This is a genomic window from Aquabacterium sp. OR-4 (assembly GCF_025290835.2).
In the GTDB taxonomy this organism is placed as follows: Bacteria; Pseudomonadota; Gammaproteobacteria; order Burkholderiales; family Burkholderiaceae_C; genus Pseudaquabacterium.
Genome location: NZ_JAOCQD020000001.1, coordinates 247643 through 265724 on the forward strand (window position 1 = coordinate 247643; position 18082 = coordinate 265724).

Sequence of the window (18082 nt, forward strand, 5' to 3'; positions counted from 1 at the left end):
CCAGTGACCACGCCCGAGCTGCACCTGCCCGATCTGCCCGAGGTGCCGGTGCACCTGGGCAGCCTGCGCACGGCCGCGGCCACTGGCGGCGCCCGGCCCAGCCTGTCATGGGGCTGGCGCCTGCGGCAGATGCTGTCGTCGTACCTGCCGGTGCTGCTGATGGCCTTGCTGGCAGTAGGCACCTGGTGGCTGGTGAAAAACACGCCCCAGCCCGACGGCCCGGCCGCTGCCACCGCGCCACGCAAGGAGCCCGACTACACGATGTCGGGCTTCTCGGTGAGCCGCTTCGGCGCCGACGGCCGCCTGCTGCTGCGCATCGACGGCGACCAGCTGCGCCACTACCCCGACACCGACCGCATGGAGATCGAGGGCGTGCGCATCCACGCCATCGGCGCCGATGGCCGGATCACCGACGCCACGGCACGCCGCGCGCTGGCCAATGGCGACGGCAGCGAGGTGCAGCTGCTGGGCGGCGCCCAGGTGCGCAGCCAGCTGCCCGGCGGCGACACGCTCGAGGTCGACGGCGAGTTCCTGCACGCCTTCACGCGCTTCGAGCGCCTGCGCTCGCACCTGCCGGTGCGCGTGCGGCGCGGCGGCAGCGACATCCATGCCGGCGGGCTCGACTACGACAACCTGGCTCAGCAACTGCAGCTGGCCGGCCCGGTGCGCGCCAGCCTGGCGCCCGGCCGGCGCGCGCCAGCCGCCACCCCGGAGCGCCGTCCATGAACCCCCAAGCCACCGCGCCGGCCGCGCCGCTGGTCTTCATCACCGGCGCGTCCAGCGGCATCGGCCAGGCCCTGGCGCTGCGCTACCACCGCGCCGGCTGGCGCCTGGCGCTGGTGGCGCGCCGTGCCAGTGAACTGCAGCAATGGGCCGACGCGCAGGGCCTGCCACGCGAGCGGGTGGCCATCTACGGCGCCGATGTGCGCGACGTGGCCGCCATCACCGCCACCGGGCGCGCCTGCATCGCCGCCCAGGGCCTGCCCGAGGTCGTGATTGCCAACGCCGGCATCAGCGTGGGCATCGACACCGCCGATGCCGCCGACCTCGAGGTGCTGCGCAGCATCTACGAAACCAACAACATCGGCATGGCCGCCACCTTCCAGCCGTTTCTGGCGGCGATGTGCACGCGCGGCCATGGCACGCTGGTGGGCGTGGCCAGCGTGGCCGGCATCCGCGGCCTGCCCGGCCATGGCGGCTACTGCGCCAGCAAGGCGGCGGTGATCAGTTACTGCGAGAGCCTGCGCGGCGAATGCCGTGCGCAGGGCGTGACGGTGGTGACCCTCGCGCCGGGGTATGTCGATACACCGCTGACGCAGAAGAACCGCTACGCGATGCCCTTTCTGATGAGCGCCGAGGCCTTTGCCGACCAGGCGTTCGCAGCCATTTCGTCCGGCGTGCGCTTTCGCGTGATCCCCTGGCAGATGGGTGTGGTGGCCCGGTTGCTGCGCGTGCTGCCCGGTGCACTGTTCGACCGCCTGCTGGCCGGCCGCCCGCGCAAGCACCGCCAGCCGCAGTAGGCCGCCAGGCTTTGTTTTCCCACCCCAAGCTCCTGAGGCGCTGAGCCGCCGTCCCGAACGACAAGTCCAGAAACGACAAGTCCAGAAACGACAAGTCCAGAAACGACAAGGGCACCCGAAGGTGCCCATTGTTTGTGCAGCAGGCACCAGCGTGGGTGCCCGTTGCGGTGCAGCGCCAGCCGGGTGTTGCCACCCGGCATGCGGATCAGTAGCCGCCTTGGCCGCCGCCGTAGCCGCCACCACCGCCGCCGCGCGGGCCGCGGCCGGTGCCGTAGGGGCTGCGACCACCGCCGCCGCCACTACCACCGCCACCACCGTAGCCGCCGCCACCACCGCTGCCGCCACCGCCGTAGCCGCCGCCACCACCGCTGCGGCCACCGCCGCCGCCGCCGTAGCCGCCGCCACCACCACCGTAGCCACCACCACCGCCGCCGTAGCCACCGCCACCGCTGCGGCCACCGCCGCCGCCACCGAAGCCGCCCGGACGCTCTTCGCGCGGACGGGCCTCGTTCACCACCAGCGGACGGCCTTCCAGCGGCTGACCGTTCATGGCGTTCATGGCAGCGGTAGCCTCGGCAGGCGACGACATCTCGACGAAGCCGAAGCCCTTCGAGCGACCGGTTTCACGGTCCATCATCACCTTGGCGGACGTCACAGCGCCGAATTGACCAAACGCTTCTTGAAGCGATTCATCACGCACCGAGTAGGCCAGGTTGCCTACATAAAGCTTGTTTCCCATGAGGGGAAGCTCCTTAACGAGAAAAGAAAACCATGTGGAGCTTCTACCCAGCGTGAACCACTCAAGCTACAGGCGCCGTCTCCATACACGGGCCGGGGCACATAAACCCGTGCGGACATTATGGTGGCAAACAATGTGCCACCACCAGAGTCGGGGGCCCGTGCAAACCCGAAAAGTATCATGGGCGCCACGATGTCGAGCGATTCTTCGAGAAGTCCAGCCAGCCGTCCGCGGCCCATGAGGCCCGGTTCGGGCTCGTTGCGGGCCCTGGATGCGGTGCTGCAGAGCGTGGAGTCGGTGCGCAACGGCGGCGCGCTGTATCTGCTGCTGCTCAGTTTTGCGCTGGCCGGCTGGTTGCTGGTGAGCGCGCAGCGGCTGCTGGGCGGTGAATCGTGGTGGCCGGGTGGCGCCCTGGCGGCGGCGGCCTTTCTGGTGGTGTTGTACGGCAGCACGGCGGCGGGGCTGGTGTTGATGGACGAGGCCCTGGGCCGCGTGCCGCGCCACCCGCTGGATGCGCTGCGTGCGGCACCGGCGCCGGCGCACCGCCTGCTGGCCGTGGTGCTGACCGTGCTGCTGCTGGCCGCCGTGTTGCTGGTCGCCACTGCCGGTCTGTTGTGGCTGGCGCGCCTGCCGGGCGTGGGCGCCGCGTGGCTGGGCCTGCTGGTGCCGGTGGTGGTGCCGGTGCTGGGCCTGGTCGCGCTGGTGATGGTGACGCTGGTGGGGCCGATCGCTGCGCCGGCGGCCTGGTTCGGGCTGCGCTGGCGGCAGATTCTGGCGCTGCTTATGCGTCAGTTGCAGGTGCGGCCGGTGCATGCGGTGCTGCTGTCGGCGGCGGTGAGCCTGCTGTCGGCGGCGGTGGCCGGCCTGATCAGCTTCATGGTGCTGGCTGGCGGGCGCGCCTTTGCGGCGCTGGCGGCGGGCCTGCTCGGGCTGCCGCTGGCGGTGCCGCCCTTTCTGTCGGCGCTGTTCGGCATGGGCTTGCGGGTGGCGCCCGGCGCCGCGCCGCTGCCCGAGCACACCAGCGCGGCGATCACTGGCGCCGGCCTGGTGTTTGCGCTGGGCCTGGTGGTGCCGGGTGCGGTGTACCTGCGCGGACTGTGCGAGCTGTTTCTGGCGCTGCGGGGTGCAGATGCCGGCGCCGACGCCGACGCCGACCTGGAGGCCGATGCCGCCCGCAGCGCGCCCGTGGCGGATCCGGGTGCATCCCCAGCGACCGCGGCCCCCGATTGACGCGATGATCGCGCGATGGATCTGCTCAAACCGCTGATCGCCCTGCTGGCGATCGTCAACCCGATCGGCGCGGTGCCGTTTTTTCTGGCCTTCACGCAGGGCCTGACACGCGAGCAGCGGCTGCGCACGCTGCGAGTGGCCAGCTTCTCGGCGTTTTGCGTGATCGCGATCAGCGGCCTGGCCGGGCTGCAGATCATTGCGTTTTTCGGCATCTCGATCGCGTCGTTCCAGGTCGGCGGCGGCATGCTGCTGCTGATCTCGGCGCTGCACATGCTCAACGCCCAGCCGGCCGAGAGCGGCAAGGACGACATCGACGAGGGCCATTCCAAGGCCGACGCCGGTGCCAGCGTGGCCGTGGTGCCGCTGACCATTCCGCTGCTCACCGGCCCGGCCACGATCTCGACGATGGTGATCTACGCCGAGAAGACCAAGCACCTGTGGCAGCTCGCGGTGCTGGTGGGCTATGGCGTGGTGATCGGCCTGGCCACCTATGCCGCCTTTGCCGCGTCGGGGCGCATCGCCAAGGTGCTGGGGCGCACCGGCATCAATGTGATGACCCGGCTGATGGGCCTGATCCTGGCCGCGATGGCGGTTGAACTGCTGGCCGACGGGCTGGTGAAGCTGTTTCCGATCCTGGGCAGTGCTGCGCTGAAGTGATGTTGTCGATGAACGACCCGACTCCTGTGTTTGACCACATCGTCGTGGGTGCCGGCACGGCCGGCTGCCTGCTGGCCAACCGACTGAGCGCCGATCCGCGCAAGCGGGTGCTGCTGATCGAGGCCGGCGGCAATGACGACTACCTGTGGGTGCACATCCCGGTGGGCTATCTGTACTGCATCGGCAACCCGCGCACCGACTGGCTCTACAAGACCGAGCCCGACCCCGGCCTGAACGGGCGCAGCCTGCGCTACCCGCGCGGCAAGGTGCTCGGCGGCTGCAGCAGCATCAACGGCATGATCTACATGCGCGGCCAGCGCCGCGACTATGACCACTGGGCCACCGTGACCGGCGATGCACGCTGGCGCTGGGACCAGGTGCTGCCGGTGTTCAAGCAGCACGAGGATCACTGGCGCGGCGCCAGCGAGCACCACGCGGCACCAGGCTTCGACGCCCACGGCGCGCGTGCCGGCGGCGAGTGGCGGGTGGAAAAGCAGCGCCTGTCGTGGGCGATCCTCGACGCCTTCTCGGCCGCCGCGCAGCAGGCCGGCATCCCGGCCACCGACGATTTCAACCGCGGCAGCAACGAGGGCGTGGGTTATTTCGAGGTCAACCAGCGCGGCGGCCTGCGCTGGAACGCCACCAAGGCCTTCCTGCGGCCGGTGATGCACCGCGACAACCTGGCGGTGTGGACGGGCGCCCAGGTGTCGCGCCTGCTCACCGCGCGCGACGCCGACGGCCGCCTGCGCGTGACCGGTGTGGAGCTGCGGCCCGAGGGCCACGACCACCAGCGCGGCGCGCCGCTGATCGCCCGGCTGCGCGACGACGTGGCCGCCGCCGAGGTGGTGATGGCCGCCGGCGCGGTGGGCACGCCGCAGATCCTGCAGCTGTCGGGCATCGGCCCCGGCGCGCTGCTGCAGCGCCACGGCATCAGCGTGCAGCACGAGCTGCCGGGCGTGGGCGCCAACCTGCAGGACCACCTGCAGATCCGTGCGGTGTTCGAGGTGCAGGGCGTGAAGACGCTCAACACCCAGGCCGCCAGCTGGCTGGGCAAGGGCCTGATCGGGCTGGACTACCTGCTGCGCCGGCGCGGGCCGATGAGCATGGCGCCGTCGCAGCTGGGCTGCTTCACGCGCTCGTCGGCGGCCCAGGCCGAGCCCAATGTGCAGTACCACGTGCAGCCGCTGAGCCTGGACGCCTTTGGCGAGCCGCTGCACCGCTTCAATGCCTTCACCGCCAGCGTGTGCAACCTCAACCCGACCAGCCGCGGCACGGTGCAGATCCGTTCGGCGCGGCCCGAGGACGCGCCGGCCATCCTGGCCAACTACCTGAGCACGCCCGAAGACCGCCAGGTGGCGGCCGACTCGCTGCGGCTCACGCGCCGCATCGCCAGCCAGCCGGCGCTGGCCCGCTACCAGCCGCGCGAGGTGAAGCCGGGCCTGCAGTTCCAGAGCGACGACGACCTGGCGCGCCTGGCCGGCGACATCGGCACCACCATCTTCCACCCGGTGGGCACCTGCCGCATGGGCCGGGCCGACGACGCGATGGCGGTGGTCGACCCCGAACTGCGGGTGCGCGGCGTGGCTGGCCTGCGCATTGCCGATGCCAGCGTGATGCCCACCATCACCAGCGGCAACACCAACAGCCCCACGCTGATGATTGCCGAGCGCGCGGCGGCGCTGATGCGCGGCATCTAGTCCACAGCCCCGTATCCAAATGTGGCAGAAATGTCATCACGCGGGGTTATCCCCACGTGTCTTGGCGGCATGGGCTCCGTAAAGTCACCTCACTCGGTTCTGCGGCGCATGCGCCGCCAGAGCCTGGGGGACTGAGGAGACATCGACAGCACCAGAACAGCCGGGTCGGCCGGCAGGGCAGCCACAAAGCATTAAAGCGCCCGCGCCGCACCCCATTTGCTTCAACGCCAGGCCATGTGCCTGGCGTTTTTTTTTGGTGCGCCGCGGCTGGCGTGGAAAAGCGGGGTGCGGGGGCGCTGTTTCGGCGGTTTGCGGCGGGCGGGCAGCCCTAGCCTCAACGCCGTCAAGCCATCAGCCCGGCCGCCGCGCCACCCACCGCCATGTCCGTCGATCCGCAACTGCGCACCCTTGAAATCGATATCCCGGCCCAGCCGGATTCGCTGGTCAAACTGTCGCTGCTGCTGGCCGACGACGAGGTCAACCAGCAGGCCGTGGCGGCGCTGGTGCAGGCCGACATGGCGCTGGCCGCGGCGGTGATGAAGGCCGTGAACTCGTCGCTCTACGGCCTGGCCGGCCGGGTGCAGAGCGTGCAGCAGGCAGTGACCTACCTGGGCACGCGCGAAATCGCCGGCATCACCTTCGAGATGGGCCTGCGGGCGGCGTTTCCGCCGGCGCCCGAGCTGCAGCCGATCTGGGATCGCGCGGCGCTGCGCGGGGTGCTGATGGGCCGGCTGGCGCAGGCCGTGGGCCTGGATGCCTGGGCGGCGCACTCGGGCGGCCTGTTCGAGGAGTGCGGCAAGGCGGTGCTGTTTCGCCATGCGCCCGACCACTACCGGGCGATGCTGCGCGCCGCGGCCACCGATGGCGACCTGATCCAGCTGGAGCATGTGGGCTTTGGCGTCAGCCACGACGCGCTGGGCGCGGCGCTGTGCGACAGCTGGGGGCTCGACCCCGCGGCGGTGACCAGCGTGCGCCACCACGTCGTGGCCCAGGGCCTGCTGGAGCTGCCGGCCGCGCCGGCGCGGCGCGCGGTGCTGGCGCTGTCGGTGATCGTGCAGGCGCTGATGACCGTGCCGGCCTCGATCGACGAGGTGGTGCCCGCGGTGGCGCCGCAGGCCGACCTGGATGCCACGCTGGTCTTGCGCGCCGCGCGCCGCCTGGCCGAGCAGCAGGCCGAGGCCATGGCCCACGGCCGCAAGGCCGCGTGATGGGTGTGGCGGGGCGGTGAACCGGTAGTCACCCGCTGCAGGTAAGCCCTGTGGCCCGGGGGCGGTGCCGCGGCTACGCTGCGGCGGGTATCCCCTGCCACCGAAAGGCCTGTCATGCGTCATGTGCCCGTCGACCCCGCCAAGCTCGCGCTGCAACGGCTGTACCACTGGGAGCAGACCGCACCCGGGCGCGTGATCCTCACCCAGCCGATGGGCCGCGAGCACGGCGGCGCGGTGCGTGACTTCACCTGGGCCCAGGTGATGGATCAGGCGCGGCGCATCGCCGCCTGGCTGCAGGCGCAGGGCCTGCAACGCGGCGACCGCGTGGCCATGATCAGCAAGAACACCGCCTGGTGGCTGATCGCCGATTTCGGCATCTGGATGGCGGGCGGCGTGTCGGTGCCGCTGTATCCCACGCTGGCGGCCGGCTCGATCCGCCAGATCTGCCAGCACAGCGAGTCGCGCTGGCTGTTCATCGGCAAGCTCGACGGCTGGGCCGGCATGCGCGCCGGCGTGCCCGAGGGCCTGCCCTGCATCCGCATGCCGCTGGCGCCGCCGCTGTCGGAGATGCCCGGCGGCACGGTGGCCTGGGACGACATCTGCGCCCGCACCGAGCCGCTGGCCGGCTCGCCCGAGCGCGATGGCGACGAGCTGGCCACCATCATGTACACCTCGGGCACCACCGGTGCGCCCAAGGGCGTGATGCAGAGCTTTGGCACCTTCGCGTGGTCGGTCGATGCCGGGCTGAGCCGGCTGGCCACCATCGACGAGAACGCGCGCATGCTGAGCTATCTGCCGCTGTCGCACGTGGCCGAGCGCACGCTGGTCGAGCACGGCCTGCTGTTCACCGGCATGCATGTGTTCTTTGCCGAATCGCTGGACACCTTCACGCAAGACCTGCAGCGCGCGCGGCCGACGGCGTTTTTCTCGGTGCCGCGGCTGTGGGTCAAGTTCCAGCAGGGCGTCAGCGCCAAGATGCCGCCGGCCAAGCTGGCGCGGCTGCTCAAGATTCCCATCCTGGGCGGCCTGGTGCGCAAGAAGGTGCTGGGTGCGCTGGGCCTCGACCAATGCCAGTTCGCCGCCGGTGGCGCGGCGCCGATGCCGCCCGCGCTGCTCGACTGGTATGCGCGGCTGGGCCTGCCCATCGTCGAGGTCTACGGCATGACCGAGAACTGCGGCATCTCGCATGCCACGCTGCCCGGCGTGCAGCGCCCCGGCACGGTGGGCCAGGCCTACGACGGCGTGGCCAGCCGCATCGACCCCGCCAGCGGCGAGATCCAGGTCAAGAGCCACGGCCTGATGCTGGGCTACTACAAGGAGCCCGAGCTCACGCGCGAGGCCTTCACCGACGACGGCTGGCTGCACACCGGTGACAAGGGCGCGCTCGATGCCGAGGGCAACCTCAAGATCACCGGCCGCGTGAAGGACCTGTTCAAGACCAGCAAGGGCAAGTATGTGGCGCCAGCGCCCATCGAAGACCGGCTGGTGATGCACAACGCCGTCGAGGCCTGCTGCGTGACCGGTGCCAACCTGGGCCAGCCGCTGGCGCTGGTGATGCTGAACCTCGAGGCGATGGCGCGCGCCGCCGATGCGGCGGGCCGCGCGGCGCTGAAGGCCTCGCTGGCCGAGCACCTGCAGGGCATCAACGCCCAGCTCGACCCGCACGAGCAGCTCGACTGCCTGGTGGTGGTGGCCGAGCCCTGGACGGTGGACAACGGCTTCGTCACGCCCACCTTCAAGGTCAAGCGCAACCGCGTGGAAGAGGTGTATGCCCAGCACTGGGAGCGCTGGGCCGGCAGCGGCGAGACGGTGATCTGGGTCGAGCGCAGCACGCCGGCCCAGGCCGGCCTGAAGCTGGCGGCCTGAGCGGGGGCGCCCGGCCTCGCCGCGGGCGCGAGGCCAGCCGTCGGGCGGCCCGACCTGCCCGACTCGCCCGGCGCGCTCAGTCGACCTTGGCGCCCGAGGTCTTCACCACCTTGGCCCACTTGGTGGTCTCGGCGCCGATCATCGCGGCGAACTGCGCGCTGGTGATGCCGCTGGGAATCGCGCCCTGCGACTTCAGCCGCTCCTGCATGGCCGGGCTGGCCAGGGCCTTGGCGGTTTCCTGCTGCACGCGGGCCACCACGTCGGCCGGGGTGCCGGCCGGCGCCAGCAGGCCGAACCAGCTGCTGGCCTCGTAACCCTTGAGCGGCGCGCCGCCCACCTCTTCGACCGTGGGCACCTCGGGCAGCGCCTCCGAGCGCTTGGCGCTGGTCACTGCCAGGGCCTTGAGCCGGCCGCTCTTGATGTGCGGCAGGGCCGACGGCAGGTTGTCGAACATCAGGTCCATGTTGCCGGCGATCAGGTCGATCAGTGCCGGGCCCGAGCCGCGGTACGGAAAGTGCACCATGTAGCTGCCGGTGCTGGCCTTGAACAGCTCGCCGGCCAGGTGGATGGAGGTGCCGTTGCCCGAGCTGGCCATGTTCAGCTTGCCGGGGTTGGCCTTGGCCACGCGCACCAGATCGGCCACGCTGGCGATGCCGTACTTCTGCGCATTGGCCGGGTTGATCACCAGCACATTGGGCACCCCGGCCACCAGTGTGACGGGCACGAAGTCCTTCACGTGGTCGTAGGGCATCTTGGGGTACAGCGAGGGATTGATGGCGTGCGTGCCCACCGTGCCCATCAGCAGGGTGTGGCCGTCGGCCGCGGCCTTGGCCACCTCGGCGGCGCCGCTGTTGCCGCCGGCACCGGGCTTGTTGTCCACCACGAAGGGCTGGCCGAAGGCCTTCTGCAGCTCGGGCGCCAGCGCGCGCGCCAGCAAGTCGGTGGTGCCGCCGGCGGCAAAGGGCACGACGATGCGCACCGGCCTGGCGGGCCAGGCGCTCTGGGCCTGCGACGGGGCAGGCGCCAGCGTGGTGGCGGCAAGGGCCAGCAGCGGCAGGGCCGGCAGCGTGGCAAGCGCCTGGCGGCGGCTGATCGAACGGGTCATGCGTGTCTCCTCGGTCGGCGTGCCCGGCGGAGGCCGGGCCGGCGGCCCTTGTGGCGGGCTGCTGCCGCTGGAGTGTGCCGCAAGCCCTGCCGGCCGCCGCAGCCTCTCAGGCCGCCGCGGGCTGCCAGCCGCGTGGCACGGCGGCCAGCAGGCGGCGGGTGTAGTCCTCGCGCGGGGCGGCCAGGATCTGCTGCGCGCTGGCCTGCTCGACCACCTCGCCGTCCTTCATCACCAGCACCTCGTCGCTGATGAAGCGCACCACCGCCAGGTCGTGGCTGATGAACACGTAGCTCAGGCCCAGCTCGTCCTGCAGGTCTTTCAGCAGGTTCAGCACCTGGGCCTGCACGCTGACGTCGAGCGCGCTCACCGCCTCGTCGAGCACCAGCACCTCGGGCTCCAGCGTCAGGCAGCGCGCAATGGCGATGCGCTGGCGCTGGCCGCCGGAAAACTCGTGCGGGTACTTGGCAAAGGCGCGGCCATCCAGACCCACCTTGCCCAGCATGGTGCGGGCGCGGGCCTCGCGCTCGGCGGTGTTGGCACCGATGCCGTGGATGGCCATCGGCTCGATCAGCGTCTCGCCGATGGTGAAGCGTGGGTTCAGGCTGGCATAGGGGTTCTGGAAGACGATCTGGATGCGCCGGCGCATCTGCTGGCGCTGGCGGTCGCTGAGCGTGAGCAGGTTCTGGCCGTCGAAGATCACCTCGCCGCTGGTGGGCTCGTGCAGGCGCAGCAGCGTGAGGCCCATGGTCGTCTTGCCCGAGCCCGATTCGCCCACCACGCCCAGCGTGTGGCCGCGCCGCAGCTGGAAGTTGACGTTGCGCACGGCGCGGAACTCGCGCTTGCCGAACAGCCCGGTCTTGAGCCAGAAGCTCTTGTGCAGCGCCTTGACCTCGAGCACCACCGGGGCGTCGGCGCTCTTGGGCCGGGCCTGCGGCACGGCGGCCGATGCATCGGCTTGCGCCATGTGTTCGTCGATGACCTGCAGCCGCGCCGGGTTGCCCAGCAGGCTGGGGCGGCAGGCCAGCAAGGCCTTGGTGTAGGCATCTTGCGGCGCGTTGAAGATGCCGGCCACCTCGCCCTGCTCGCGGATCTCGCCATGGCGCATCACCACCACGCGGTCGCTGATCTCGCCCACCACGCCCAGGTCATGGCTGATGAACAGCAGGCTCATGCGGTGGCGCTCTTTCAGGCCGGCCATCAGCTCGAGCACCTGGCGCTGGATGGTGACATCGAGCGCGGTGGTGGGCTCGTCGGCGATCAGCAGCCTGGGCTCGCAGGCCAGGGCCATGGCGATCATCACGCGCTGCTGCTGGCCGCCCGACAGCTCGTGCGGGTAGGCCTTGAGCCGGCGCCGGGGCTCGGGCATGCCCACTTCGGCGAGTAGGCTCTCGGCCTTCTCGAGCGCAGCCTTGCCCGACAGGCCCAGGTGCCGGCGCAGCGGCTCCATCAGCTGGTTGCCGATGGTGAACACCGGGTTCAGGCTGCTCATCGGATCCTGGAACACGCAGGCGATCTCGCGCCCGCGCATCGCGCGCAACTCGTCGGGGCCGGCCTGCAGCAGGTCGCGGCCCTGCCACAGCACGCGGCCCGAACGCTCGGCGTTGTCGGGCAGCAGGTTGAGGATCGACATCGCCGTGACGCTCTTGCCCGAGCCCGATTCGCCCACCAGGGCCACGGTGCTGTTCTCGGGGATGTCGAAGCTGATGCCGCGGCCCTCGCGGCCCACGGCGGCGGCGCGTTGCACCACGCCGCCCTGCTTGCCCATGCGGAAGTCGACGCGCAGGTCTTGAATGGATAGCAGCATCGGATTCACTCCAGCCCACGCAGCTTGGGGTCGAGCGCATCGCGCAGCGCATCGGCCATCAACGAGAACGCGGTGACGAACACCGCCATGAAGGCGGTGGCCGCCACCAGCTGCCACCAGTGGCCGAGGATCAGCTCGCTTTGCGCCTCCGACAGCATGGTGCCCCAGCTGACCTGGTCGATCGAGACGCCCAGGCCCAGGTACGACAGGATCACCTCGGCCTTGATGAAGCCCACCACCAGCAGGCCCATGCGCACCAGGATCACGTGGCTCACGTTGGGCAGGATGTGGCGGAACATGCGCCGCGCGCTGCTGGCGCCGATGGCCTCGGCGGCGCGCACGTACTCGCGGCTGCTGTGCTTCATGAACTCGGCGCGCACCTGGCGGTACAGGCCGGTCCAGCCGGTCAGGCCCAGGATGATGACCACGGTGTCGATGCCGCGGCCCAGCACCGCGGCAAAGGCGAAGATCAGCAGGATGCTGGGAATGGCCTCGAACACGTTGTAGAGCCACTCGAGCAGATCGCCCACCTTGCCGCCGAAGAAGCCCGACGCGGCGCCCAGCAGCGTGCCGATCAGCGTGGCCACCAGGGCCGCCGCCACGCCCACGAAGACCGAGATCTCGGTGCCCTTGATGGTCTTGGCCAGCACGTCGCGGCCCAGGCGGTCGCCGCCAAAGGGCAGGGTGTCGGCCTTCTTCACCTCGGTGGTGCTGTACTGCTTGGCGCGCTCGGTCCACTCGGCGTACTTGGGTGCCAGCGGGTCGATGGCCGTCAGGTCGACGTTGGGGCCCTTGGGCTGGGCGATGGTGGTCGCCGCCTCGGGCGGCGCGGCGCCCATGAAGCCCGGCCGGGCATTGGGCACGCCCACCTCGGCCTGCCAGCCGCTGGCCACCAGGCCCAGCGCCGCGGCGCCGATCAGTGCAAAGAAGCCCAGCACGATGGCCAGCGAGACCATGCCCACGCGGTCGGTCTTGAAGCGCCGCCAGGCGGCGTGCCACACGCCTTCAGACTGCTCGATGCCGGTGGCCGGTGCCACCACGTTCGGGGTCGACATCACCGCGCTCACTTCAGCACCACCCGCGGATCGACTGCCTTGAAGGCCAGATCGGTGAGCAGGTTGATCACCATGGTCAAGACCGCCAGGTACACGGTGACCGCCTGGATCACCGGGTAGTCACTGCGGTTGACGGCCAGCAGCACCTCGCGGCCCAGGCCCGGGATGGAGAAGAAGGTCTCGATCAGGAACGAGCCCAGAAACACCCCCGGCAGCAGCAGGCCCACGTTGGTGAGGATGGGGATCATGGCGTTGCGCAGCACATGCTTGAACAGCACCACGCCCTCGCCCAGGCCCTTGGCGCGGGCGGTGCGCACATAGTCGTGGCCCAGCTCGTCGAGCAGGAAGCTGCGGTACAGCCGGGTCTGCGGGGCCAGGCCCACCATCACCGCCAGCAGCGCCGGCAGCGGCACATAGGTGATCAGGTTGGTCCACACGCTGTCGCCCCAGCCCTGCACCGGAAACCAGCCCAGCTGGAACCCGAACAGGTACTGCCCGACGATGATGTAGACCAGGAAGCTGATCGACAGCGCGATGGTGGTCACCACCATCAGCGTGCGGTCGACCAGCGAGCCGCGGCGGTAGGCCACCCACATCGCGATGGGCAGTGCCAGCACCACCTCCATCGCCAGGATCGGCAGCATCACGGTCAGCGTGGCCGGCATGCGCGTGGCGAACAACTGGCTCACCGCCTCGTTGGTGGCCCAGCTCTTGCCCCAGTCGAAGGTGACGATGCCCTTCAGGAAGATGCCCAGCTGCACGTACCAGGGGTCGTTGAGACCGAGCTGGTCGCGGATCGCCTCGATCTGCTGCTGCGTGGCGTTCAGGCCACCGAGGATCTCGGCGGGGTCGCCGCCAAAGAACTTGAACAGAAAAAACACCAGCAGCACGACGCCCGCCATGGTCGGGACCATCTGCCACAGGCGCCGGATCAGATAAGCCAGCATCGGTGAGCACTCTCCCAGCGCCCGGCGGATGCCGGACCCTGTCGACAAGACAAGGGGCGCGCGCAGGCTTGTGGCCTGCCGTGGCGCCCCGGATTTCCAAGATGCGCGAGTGTAGGGGGGCTGCAGCACAGCGCCGCCCCGCGTTTCCCCCCGGCTGGCGGGGGCCGGGCCACCGCGCAACCGGATGCCACCCGCACCCGCCGCGGCGCTGGTGTGCAAGTCGCGTGCCGCGGCGCGGCGCACCAGCGGTGGGCACGGCAGGGGCGCAGGGCGGGCGCCGCGCCACGCGCCGGTGCCCCGCGCAGGCATGGGGTCGATCGTGATGCGGCACGCCGGCACGCGCCGCTAGACTGCGCGCTTCGTCTCATCCGACCACGCGGCCAGGGCGGGGGCACCACCCCTTGCACAATCCTTGCAGATCCCGGCGCCGCATCTCCCGAAGCCGATGAAGCCTCGTCTCCTGTCTTGCAGCCCGCGCATCCGGCGCGCGCTGCTGGCCCTGCCCATGGTGGCGGGCCTGCTGTCGATCTCTGCCCATGCCGCCGGCCCCACGGCGCCGGCCTCGGGTGCCGGTGCCGGTGCCACTGCCCACGGCGGCGCGGCGTCGCAGCCGGGCCGGGCCGCGCCCAAGGTGCTGCGCTACGCCTTCCGCGTGGCCGAGACCGGCTTCGACCCGGCGCAGATCTCCGACCTGTACTCGCGCATCGTCGTGGCCAACATGCTCGAGGCGCCGCTGGCCTACGACTACCTGGCGCGTCCGGCCAAGGTGGTGCCGCGCACGGCTGCCGCGCTGCCCGAGGCCAGTGACGACTTCAAGCGCTGGGTGTTCCGCATCCGGCCCGGCATCTACTTTGCCGACGATCCGGCCTTCAAGGGCCAGCGCCGCGAGCTCACCGCGGCCGACTACGTCTACTCGGTCAAGCGCCACTACGACCCGGTGCAGAAAAGCCCCAGCCTGTTCCAGCTGGAGGGCATGCAGATCCTCGGGCTGGGCGCGCTGCGCCAGAAGGCGCTGCAGAGCAAGCAGCCGTTTGACTACGACAGCGAGGCCGAAGGCCTGCGCGTGCTCGACCGCTACAGCTTCGAGCTGCGCCTGGCCGCACCGGCGCCGCGCCTGCCCTATGTGTTTGCCGACGCCGGCACCATGGGCGCGGTGGCACGCGAGGTGATCGAGGCCTACCCCGGCAAGGCCATGGAGCACCCGGTGGGCACGGGGGCCTTCAGGCTGGCGCGCTGGGCCCGCGCCTCGCGCATCGTGCTCGAGCGCAACCCCGGCTACCGCGAGGAGTTCTTCGACGCCCAGCCCGCCGCCGATGACGCCACCGGTCAGGCCATCCTGGCCCGCCTGAAGGGCCGACGGCTGCCGATGGTCGACCGCGTGGAGGTCAGCATCATCGACGAGAACCAGCCGCGCTGGCTGGCCTATCTGAACGGCGAGCACGACATGCTCGACCGCCTGCCCGAAGATTTTTCGGGCCTGGCCGTGCCCAATGGCCGGCTGGCGCCGCACCTGGTGCGCAAGGGCATCCAGATGGAGCGCGTGCCGGCGGTGGACGCCACGTTCACCTTCTTCAACGTGGCGCATCCGCTGGTGGGCGGGCTCACGCCCGACAAGGTGGCGCTGCGCCGCGCGCTGGCCCTGTCCTACGACAGCCAGGCCGAGATCGACCTGGTGCGCCGCGGCCAGGCCATCGTGGCGCAAAGCATGCTACCGCCGATGGTGAGCGGCCACGACGCCACGCTGCGCACCGAGATGAGCGAACACAGCGTGGCCCGCGCCAAGGCCCTGCTCGACCTGTACGGCTACACCGACAAGAACGGCGACGGCCTGCGCGACCTGCCCGACGGCAAGCCCCTGGTGCTGGAGTACACCAGCCAGCCCGACCAGCAGAGCAAGCAGCTGCAGGAGCTGTGGCGCAAGGCCATGGGCGGCATTGGCGTGAAGATCGAGTTCAAGACCGCCAAGTGGCCCGAGAACCTGAAGGCCAGCCGCGCCGGCAAGCTGATGATGTGGGGCGTGGCCTGGGGCGGCGTGAGTCCTGACGGCGGCTACTTTCTTGACCTGATGAACGGCGCGGCCATCGGCCAGTCGAACCACTCGCGCATCAACCTGCCGGCCATCAACACGCTGCTGGCGCGCATCCAGGTGCTGCCCGACGGCGCCGAGCGCGAGGCGCTGATGCGCGAGGTGGCGCTGCTGGGCGTGGCCTACATGCCCTACAAGGTGAACACCCACCGCATCCTCACCGACCTGATGCACCCGCAGGTGGTGGGCTACCGCCGCCACCCGTTCATGCGCGAGTTCTGGCGCTACGTCGACATCGACACCGCTGTTTTGGAGAAGTCCCGATGAGCCGCCGCAGCCTGCCCCCGTCGCAACGCACGCGCCGCCGCCTGCTGGCCGCCCTCGGCCTGATGACCGGTGGCGCCACGATGGCCGCCGCCGCGGCGCGGGCGGCCAGCGCGCCCGCTGCATCGTCTGCCGCAGCGGCCGCCAGCACGCCGGGCGGCGCCGCACAGAAGGTGCTGCGCCTGCCGCTGCGCAACCCCGAGACCAGCCTCGACCCGGCGCGCATCGTCGACACCTACTCGCGCGCCGTCACCGAGCACATCTACGAGGCGCTGTACGGCTACGACCACCTGGCGCGCCCGCCCAAGATCCGCCCGCTGGCCGCCGACGGCATGCCCGAGCACAACGCCGACTTCACGGTCTGGACGGTGAAGCTCAAGCCCGGCCAGTTCTACGCGCCCGATGCGGCCTTCAAGGGCCAGAAGCGGCCGCTGCGCGCGGCGGATTTCGTCTACGCGCTCAAGCGCTTCGTCGACCCCGAGAACAAGAGCCCGCTGTTCGGCAGCATGCTGGAGACCGGCTACAAGGGCCTGGCCGGCCTGCGCGACGAGGCGCTCAAAAGCAAGAAGCCCTTCGACTACGACAAGCCCATCGAGGGCATGCAGGCGCTGGACGACAACACCCTGCGCTTCGTGCTCGAGCGGCCCAGCCCGCGCTTCATGCAGGACCTGTGCAACAGCGACCTGTTCGGCGGCATTGCGCGCGAGGTGGTCGAGTTCTACGGCGACAAGATCATCGAGCACCCGGTGGGCACCGGCCCCTACCGCGTGGTGCAGTGGCGGCGCTCGTCCTTCATCGCGCTGGAGCGCAACCCGCACTACCGCGAGCGCTATTACGAGGCCGACCCGGCGCCCGACGATGCCGAAGGCCAGGCCATGCTGGCACGCTTCAAGGGCCGGCGCATCCCGATGATCGACCGGGTGGAGCTGTCGGTGATCGAGGAGAGCCAGCCGCGCTGGCTGTCCTTCCTGAACACCCAGGTCGATGCGCTGGCCACCACGGCCAGCGAGATGCCGATCGACTTCGTCAACATCGCCATGCCCGGCGGCAAGGTGGCGCCCAACCTGGCCAAGCGCGGCGTGCAGGGCGTTCGCACGCTCAATGCCGATTGCGGCTTCACCTTCTTCAACATGGAAGACCCGGTGGTGGGCGGCTACACGGCCGACAAGGTGGCGCTGCGCCGCGCCATCGGCCTGGGCATCGACGTGCAGCGCGAGATCCGCCTGGCGCGGCGCGGCCAGGCGATTCCGGCGCAGTCGATGCTGCTGCCCCATACCAGCGGCTACGACCCGGCGTTCAAGAGCGAGAACGGTGACTACGACCCGGCGCGCGCCCGCGCCCTGCTCGACACCTACGGCTATGTCGACCGCAATGGCGACGGCTGGCGCGAGCTGCCCGACGGCAGCCCGCTGGAGCTGGAGGTGGCCACCCAGCCCGACCAGATCAACCGCCAGTTCGACGAGCTGTGGAAGAAGAACATGAACGCGCTGGGCCTGCGCGTGCGCTTCAAGATCGGCAAGTTCCCCGAGAACCTGAAAGCCGCGCGAGCCGGCAGGCTGCAGGTGTGGATGCTGGGCTCGTCGGCCGACCGGCTGGACGGCCAGAGCTCGATGGCGCGGCTGTACGGGCCGCAGTCGGCCGGGCAGAACATGGCGCGCTTCAAGCATGCGCGCTACGACGAGTTGTATGACCGCATCAAGGTGCTGCCCGACGGCCCCGAGCGCGAGGCGCTGATTTTGGAGGCCAAGAAGATCGCCGTGGCCTACATGCCGCAGAAGATCCATGTGCACCGCTTCTCCAACGACCTGCTGCACCCCTGGGTGGTGGGCTACCGGCGCCCGGTCTACAACTGGGAGTGGTGGCACCTCGTCGACATCGACGAAAGCAAGCGCCCGAGGGCCTGA

The 18082-nt window shown here is 70.4% G+C and carries 14 protein-coding genes; 9 read left to right on the forward strand and 5 right to left on the reverse strand.

Going from position 1 to position 18082, the window contains the following annotated elements:
* Positions 1-3 precede the first annotated feature (3 nt).
* Positions 4-726: an LPS export ABC transporter periplasmic protein LptC gene (gene lptC / locus N4G63_RS01000; RefSeq protein WP_314599237.1), complete on the forward strand. Its 723-nt coding sequence runs from the start codon at positions 4-6 to the stop codon at positions 724-726.
* A complete protein-coding gene (locus N4G63_RS01005; RefSeq protein ID WP_260789256.1) occupies positions 723-1520 on the forward strand; it encodes an SDR family oxidoreductase in 798 nt (265 codons plus the stop codon). The genes lptC and N4G63_RS01005 overlap by 4 nt, the downstream gene beginning before the upstream one ends.
* 205 nt (positions 1521-1725) lie before the next feature.
* Here the strand turns inward: N4G63_RS01005 and rbp are convergent, their stop codons facing one another.
* Entirely contained in the window at positions 1726-2259 is a 534-nt protein-coding gene (gene rbp / locus N4G63_RS01010; protein ID WP_260789255.1) for an RNA-binding regulator, read from the reverse strand.
* Between the two features lie 180 nt (positions 2260-2439).
* Between rbp and N4G63_RS01015 the strand changes: the two genes are divergently transcribed.
* The 5 genes from N4G63_RS01015 to N4G63_RS01035 all read left to right on the forward strand — a co-directional run bounded on the left by N4G63_RS01015 (position 2440) and on the right by N4G63_RS01035 (position 8917).
* On the forward strand, positions 2440-3489 hold the full coding sequence (locus tag N4G63_RS01015) for a hypothetical protein (RefSeq protein WP_314599238.1): 1050 nt from the start codon (positions 2440-2442) through the stop codon (positions 3487-3489).
* Between the two features lie 15 nt (positions 3490-3504).
* Positions 3505-4146, forward strand: a complete 642-nt coding sequence (locus N4G63_RS01020) for a MarC family protein (protein WP_260789251.1) — start codon at positions 3505-3507, stop codon at positions 4144-4146.
* 8 nt (positions 4147-4154) lie between these two features.
* On the forward strand, positions 4155-5843 hold the full coding sequence (locus tag N4G63_RS01025) for a GMC family oxidoreductase (protein ID WP_260789250.1): 1689 nt from the start codon (positions 4155-4157) through the stop codon (positions 5841-5843).
* Between the two features lie 380 nt (positions 5844-6223).
* Positions 6224-7051: an HDOD domain-containing protein gene (locus N4G63_RS01030; RefSeq protein WP_260789249.1), complete on the forward strand. Its 828-nt coding sequence runs from the start codon at positions 6224-6226 to the stop codon at positions 7049-7051.
* 114 nt (positions 7052-7165) lie between these two features.
* Positions 7166-8917 carry an AMP-binding protein gene (locus tag N4G63_RS01035; protein WP_260789248.1) on the forward strand — a complete coding sequence of 584 codons (1752 nt, stop codon included), beginning with the start codon at positions 7166-7168 and terminating at the stop codon, positions 8915-8917.
* A gap of 76 nt (positions 8918-8993) precedes the next feature.
* Here the strand turns inward: N4G63_RS01035 and N4G63_RS01040 are convergent, their stop codons facing one another.
* From N4G63_RS01040 to N4G63_RS01055, 4 genes are all read right to left on the reverse strand, one after another.
* The gene (locus tag N4G63_RS01040; protein ID WP_260789247.1) at positions 8994-10022 is read right to left on the reverse strand and encodes a Bug family tripartite tricarboxylate transporter substrate binding protein; all 1029 of its coding nucleotides are present in this window, start codon (positions 10020-10022) and stop codon (positions 8994-8996) included.
* 106 nt (positions 10023-10128) lie between these two features.
* Positions 10129-11826 (reverse strand): ABC transporter ATP-binding protein, encoded by a 1698-nt coding sequence (locus N4G63_RS01045; RefSeq protein WP_260789246.1) that lies wholly within the window; start codon positions 11824-11826, stop codon positions 10129-10131.
* Positions 11827-11831: 5 nt separating this feature from the next.
* The gene (locus N4G63_RS01050; protein WP_314599239.1) at positions 11832-12881 is read right to left on the reverse strand and encodes an ABC transporter permease; all 1050 of its coding nucleotides are present in this window, start codon (positions 12879-12881) and stop codon (positions 11832-11834) included.
* 8 nt (positions 12882-12889) lie between these two features.
* On the reverse strand, positions 12890-13828 hold the full coding sequence (locus tag N4G63_RS01055; RefSeq protein WP_314599240.1) for an ABC transporter permease: 939 nt from the start codon (positions 13826-13828) through the stop codon (positions 12890-12892).
* Between the two features lie 445 nt (positions 13829-14273).
* Here N4G63_RS01055 and N4G63_RS01060 point away from each other — a divergent pair, with 445 nt between their 5' ends.
* The gene (locus N4G63_RS01060) at positions 14274-16181 is read left to right on the forward strand and encodes an ABC transporter substrate-binding protein (protein WP_260789244.1); all 1908 of its coding nucleotides are present in this window, start codon (positions 14274-14276) and stop codon (positions 16179-16181) included.
* Positions 16178-18082 carry an ABC transporter substrate-binding protein gene (locus N4G63_RS01065; RefSeq protein WP_314599241.1) on the forward strand — a complete coding sequence of 635 codons (1905 nt, stop codon included), beginning with the start codon at positions 16178-16180 and terminating at the stop codon, positions 18080-18082. Before N4G63_RS01060 ends, N4G63_RS01065 begins: the two co-directional genes overlap by 4 nt.

Bases quoted from the DNA above. Each gene is read 5' to 3' on its own strand.
- N4G63_RS01005 (WP_260789256.1), top strand. From the start codon at position 723: ATGAACCCCCAAGCCACCGCGCCGGCCGCGCCGCTGGTCTTCATCACC.
- rbp (WP_260789255.1), bottom strand. From the start codon at position 2,259: ATGGGAAACAAGCTTTATGTAGGCAACCTGGCCTACTCGGTGCGTGAT.
- N4G63_RS01015 (WP_314599238.1), top strand. From the start codon at position 2,440: ATGGGCGCCACGATGTCGAGCGATTCTTCGAGAAGTCCAGCCAGCCGT.
- N4G63_RS01020 (WP_260789251.1), top strand. From the start codon at position 3,505: ATGGATCTGCTCAAACCGCTGATCGCCCTGCTGGCGATCGTCAACCCG.
- N4G63_RS01025 (WP_260789250.1), top strand. From the start codon at position 4,155: ATGAACGACCCGACTCCTGTGTTTGACCACATCGTCGTGGGTGCCGGC.
- N4G63_RS01030 (WP_260789249.1), top strand. From the start codon at position 6,224: ATGTCCGTCGATCCGCAACTGCGCACCCTTGAAATCGATATCCCGGCC.
- N4G63_RS01035 (WP_260789248.1), top strand. From the start codon at position 7,166: ATGCGTCATGTGCCCGTCGACCCCGCCAAGCTCGCGCTGCAACGGCTG.
- N4G63_RS01040 (WP_260789247.1), bottom strand. From the start codon at position 10,022: ATGACCCGTTCGATCAGCCGCCGCCAGGCGCTTGCCACGCTGCCGGCC.
- N4G63_RS01045 (WP_260789246.1), bottom strand. From the start codon at position 11,826: ATGCTGCTATCCATTCAAGACCTGCGCGTCGACTTCCGCATGGGCAAG.
- N4G63_RS01050 (WP_314599239.1), bottom strand. From the start codon at position 12,881: ATGTCGACCCCGAACGTGGTGGCACCGGCCACCGGCATCGAGCAGTCT.
- N4G63_RS01055 (WP_314599240.1), bottom strand. From the start codon at position 13,828: ATGCTGGCTTATCTGATCCGGCGCCTGTGGCAGATGGTCCCGACCATG.
- N4G63_RS01060 (WP_260789244.1), top strand. From the start codon at position 14,274: ATGAAGCCTCGTCTCCTGTCTTGCAGCCCGCGCATCCGGCGCGCGCTG.
- N4G63_RS01065 (WP_314599241.1), top strand. From the start codon at position 16,178: ATGAGCCGCCGCAGCCTGCCCCCGTCGCAACGCACGCGCCGCCGCCTG.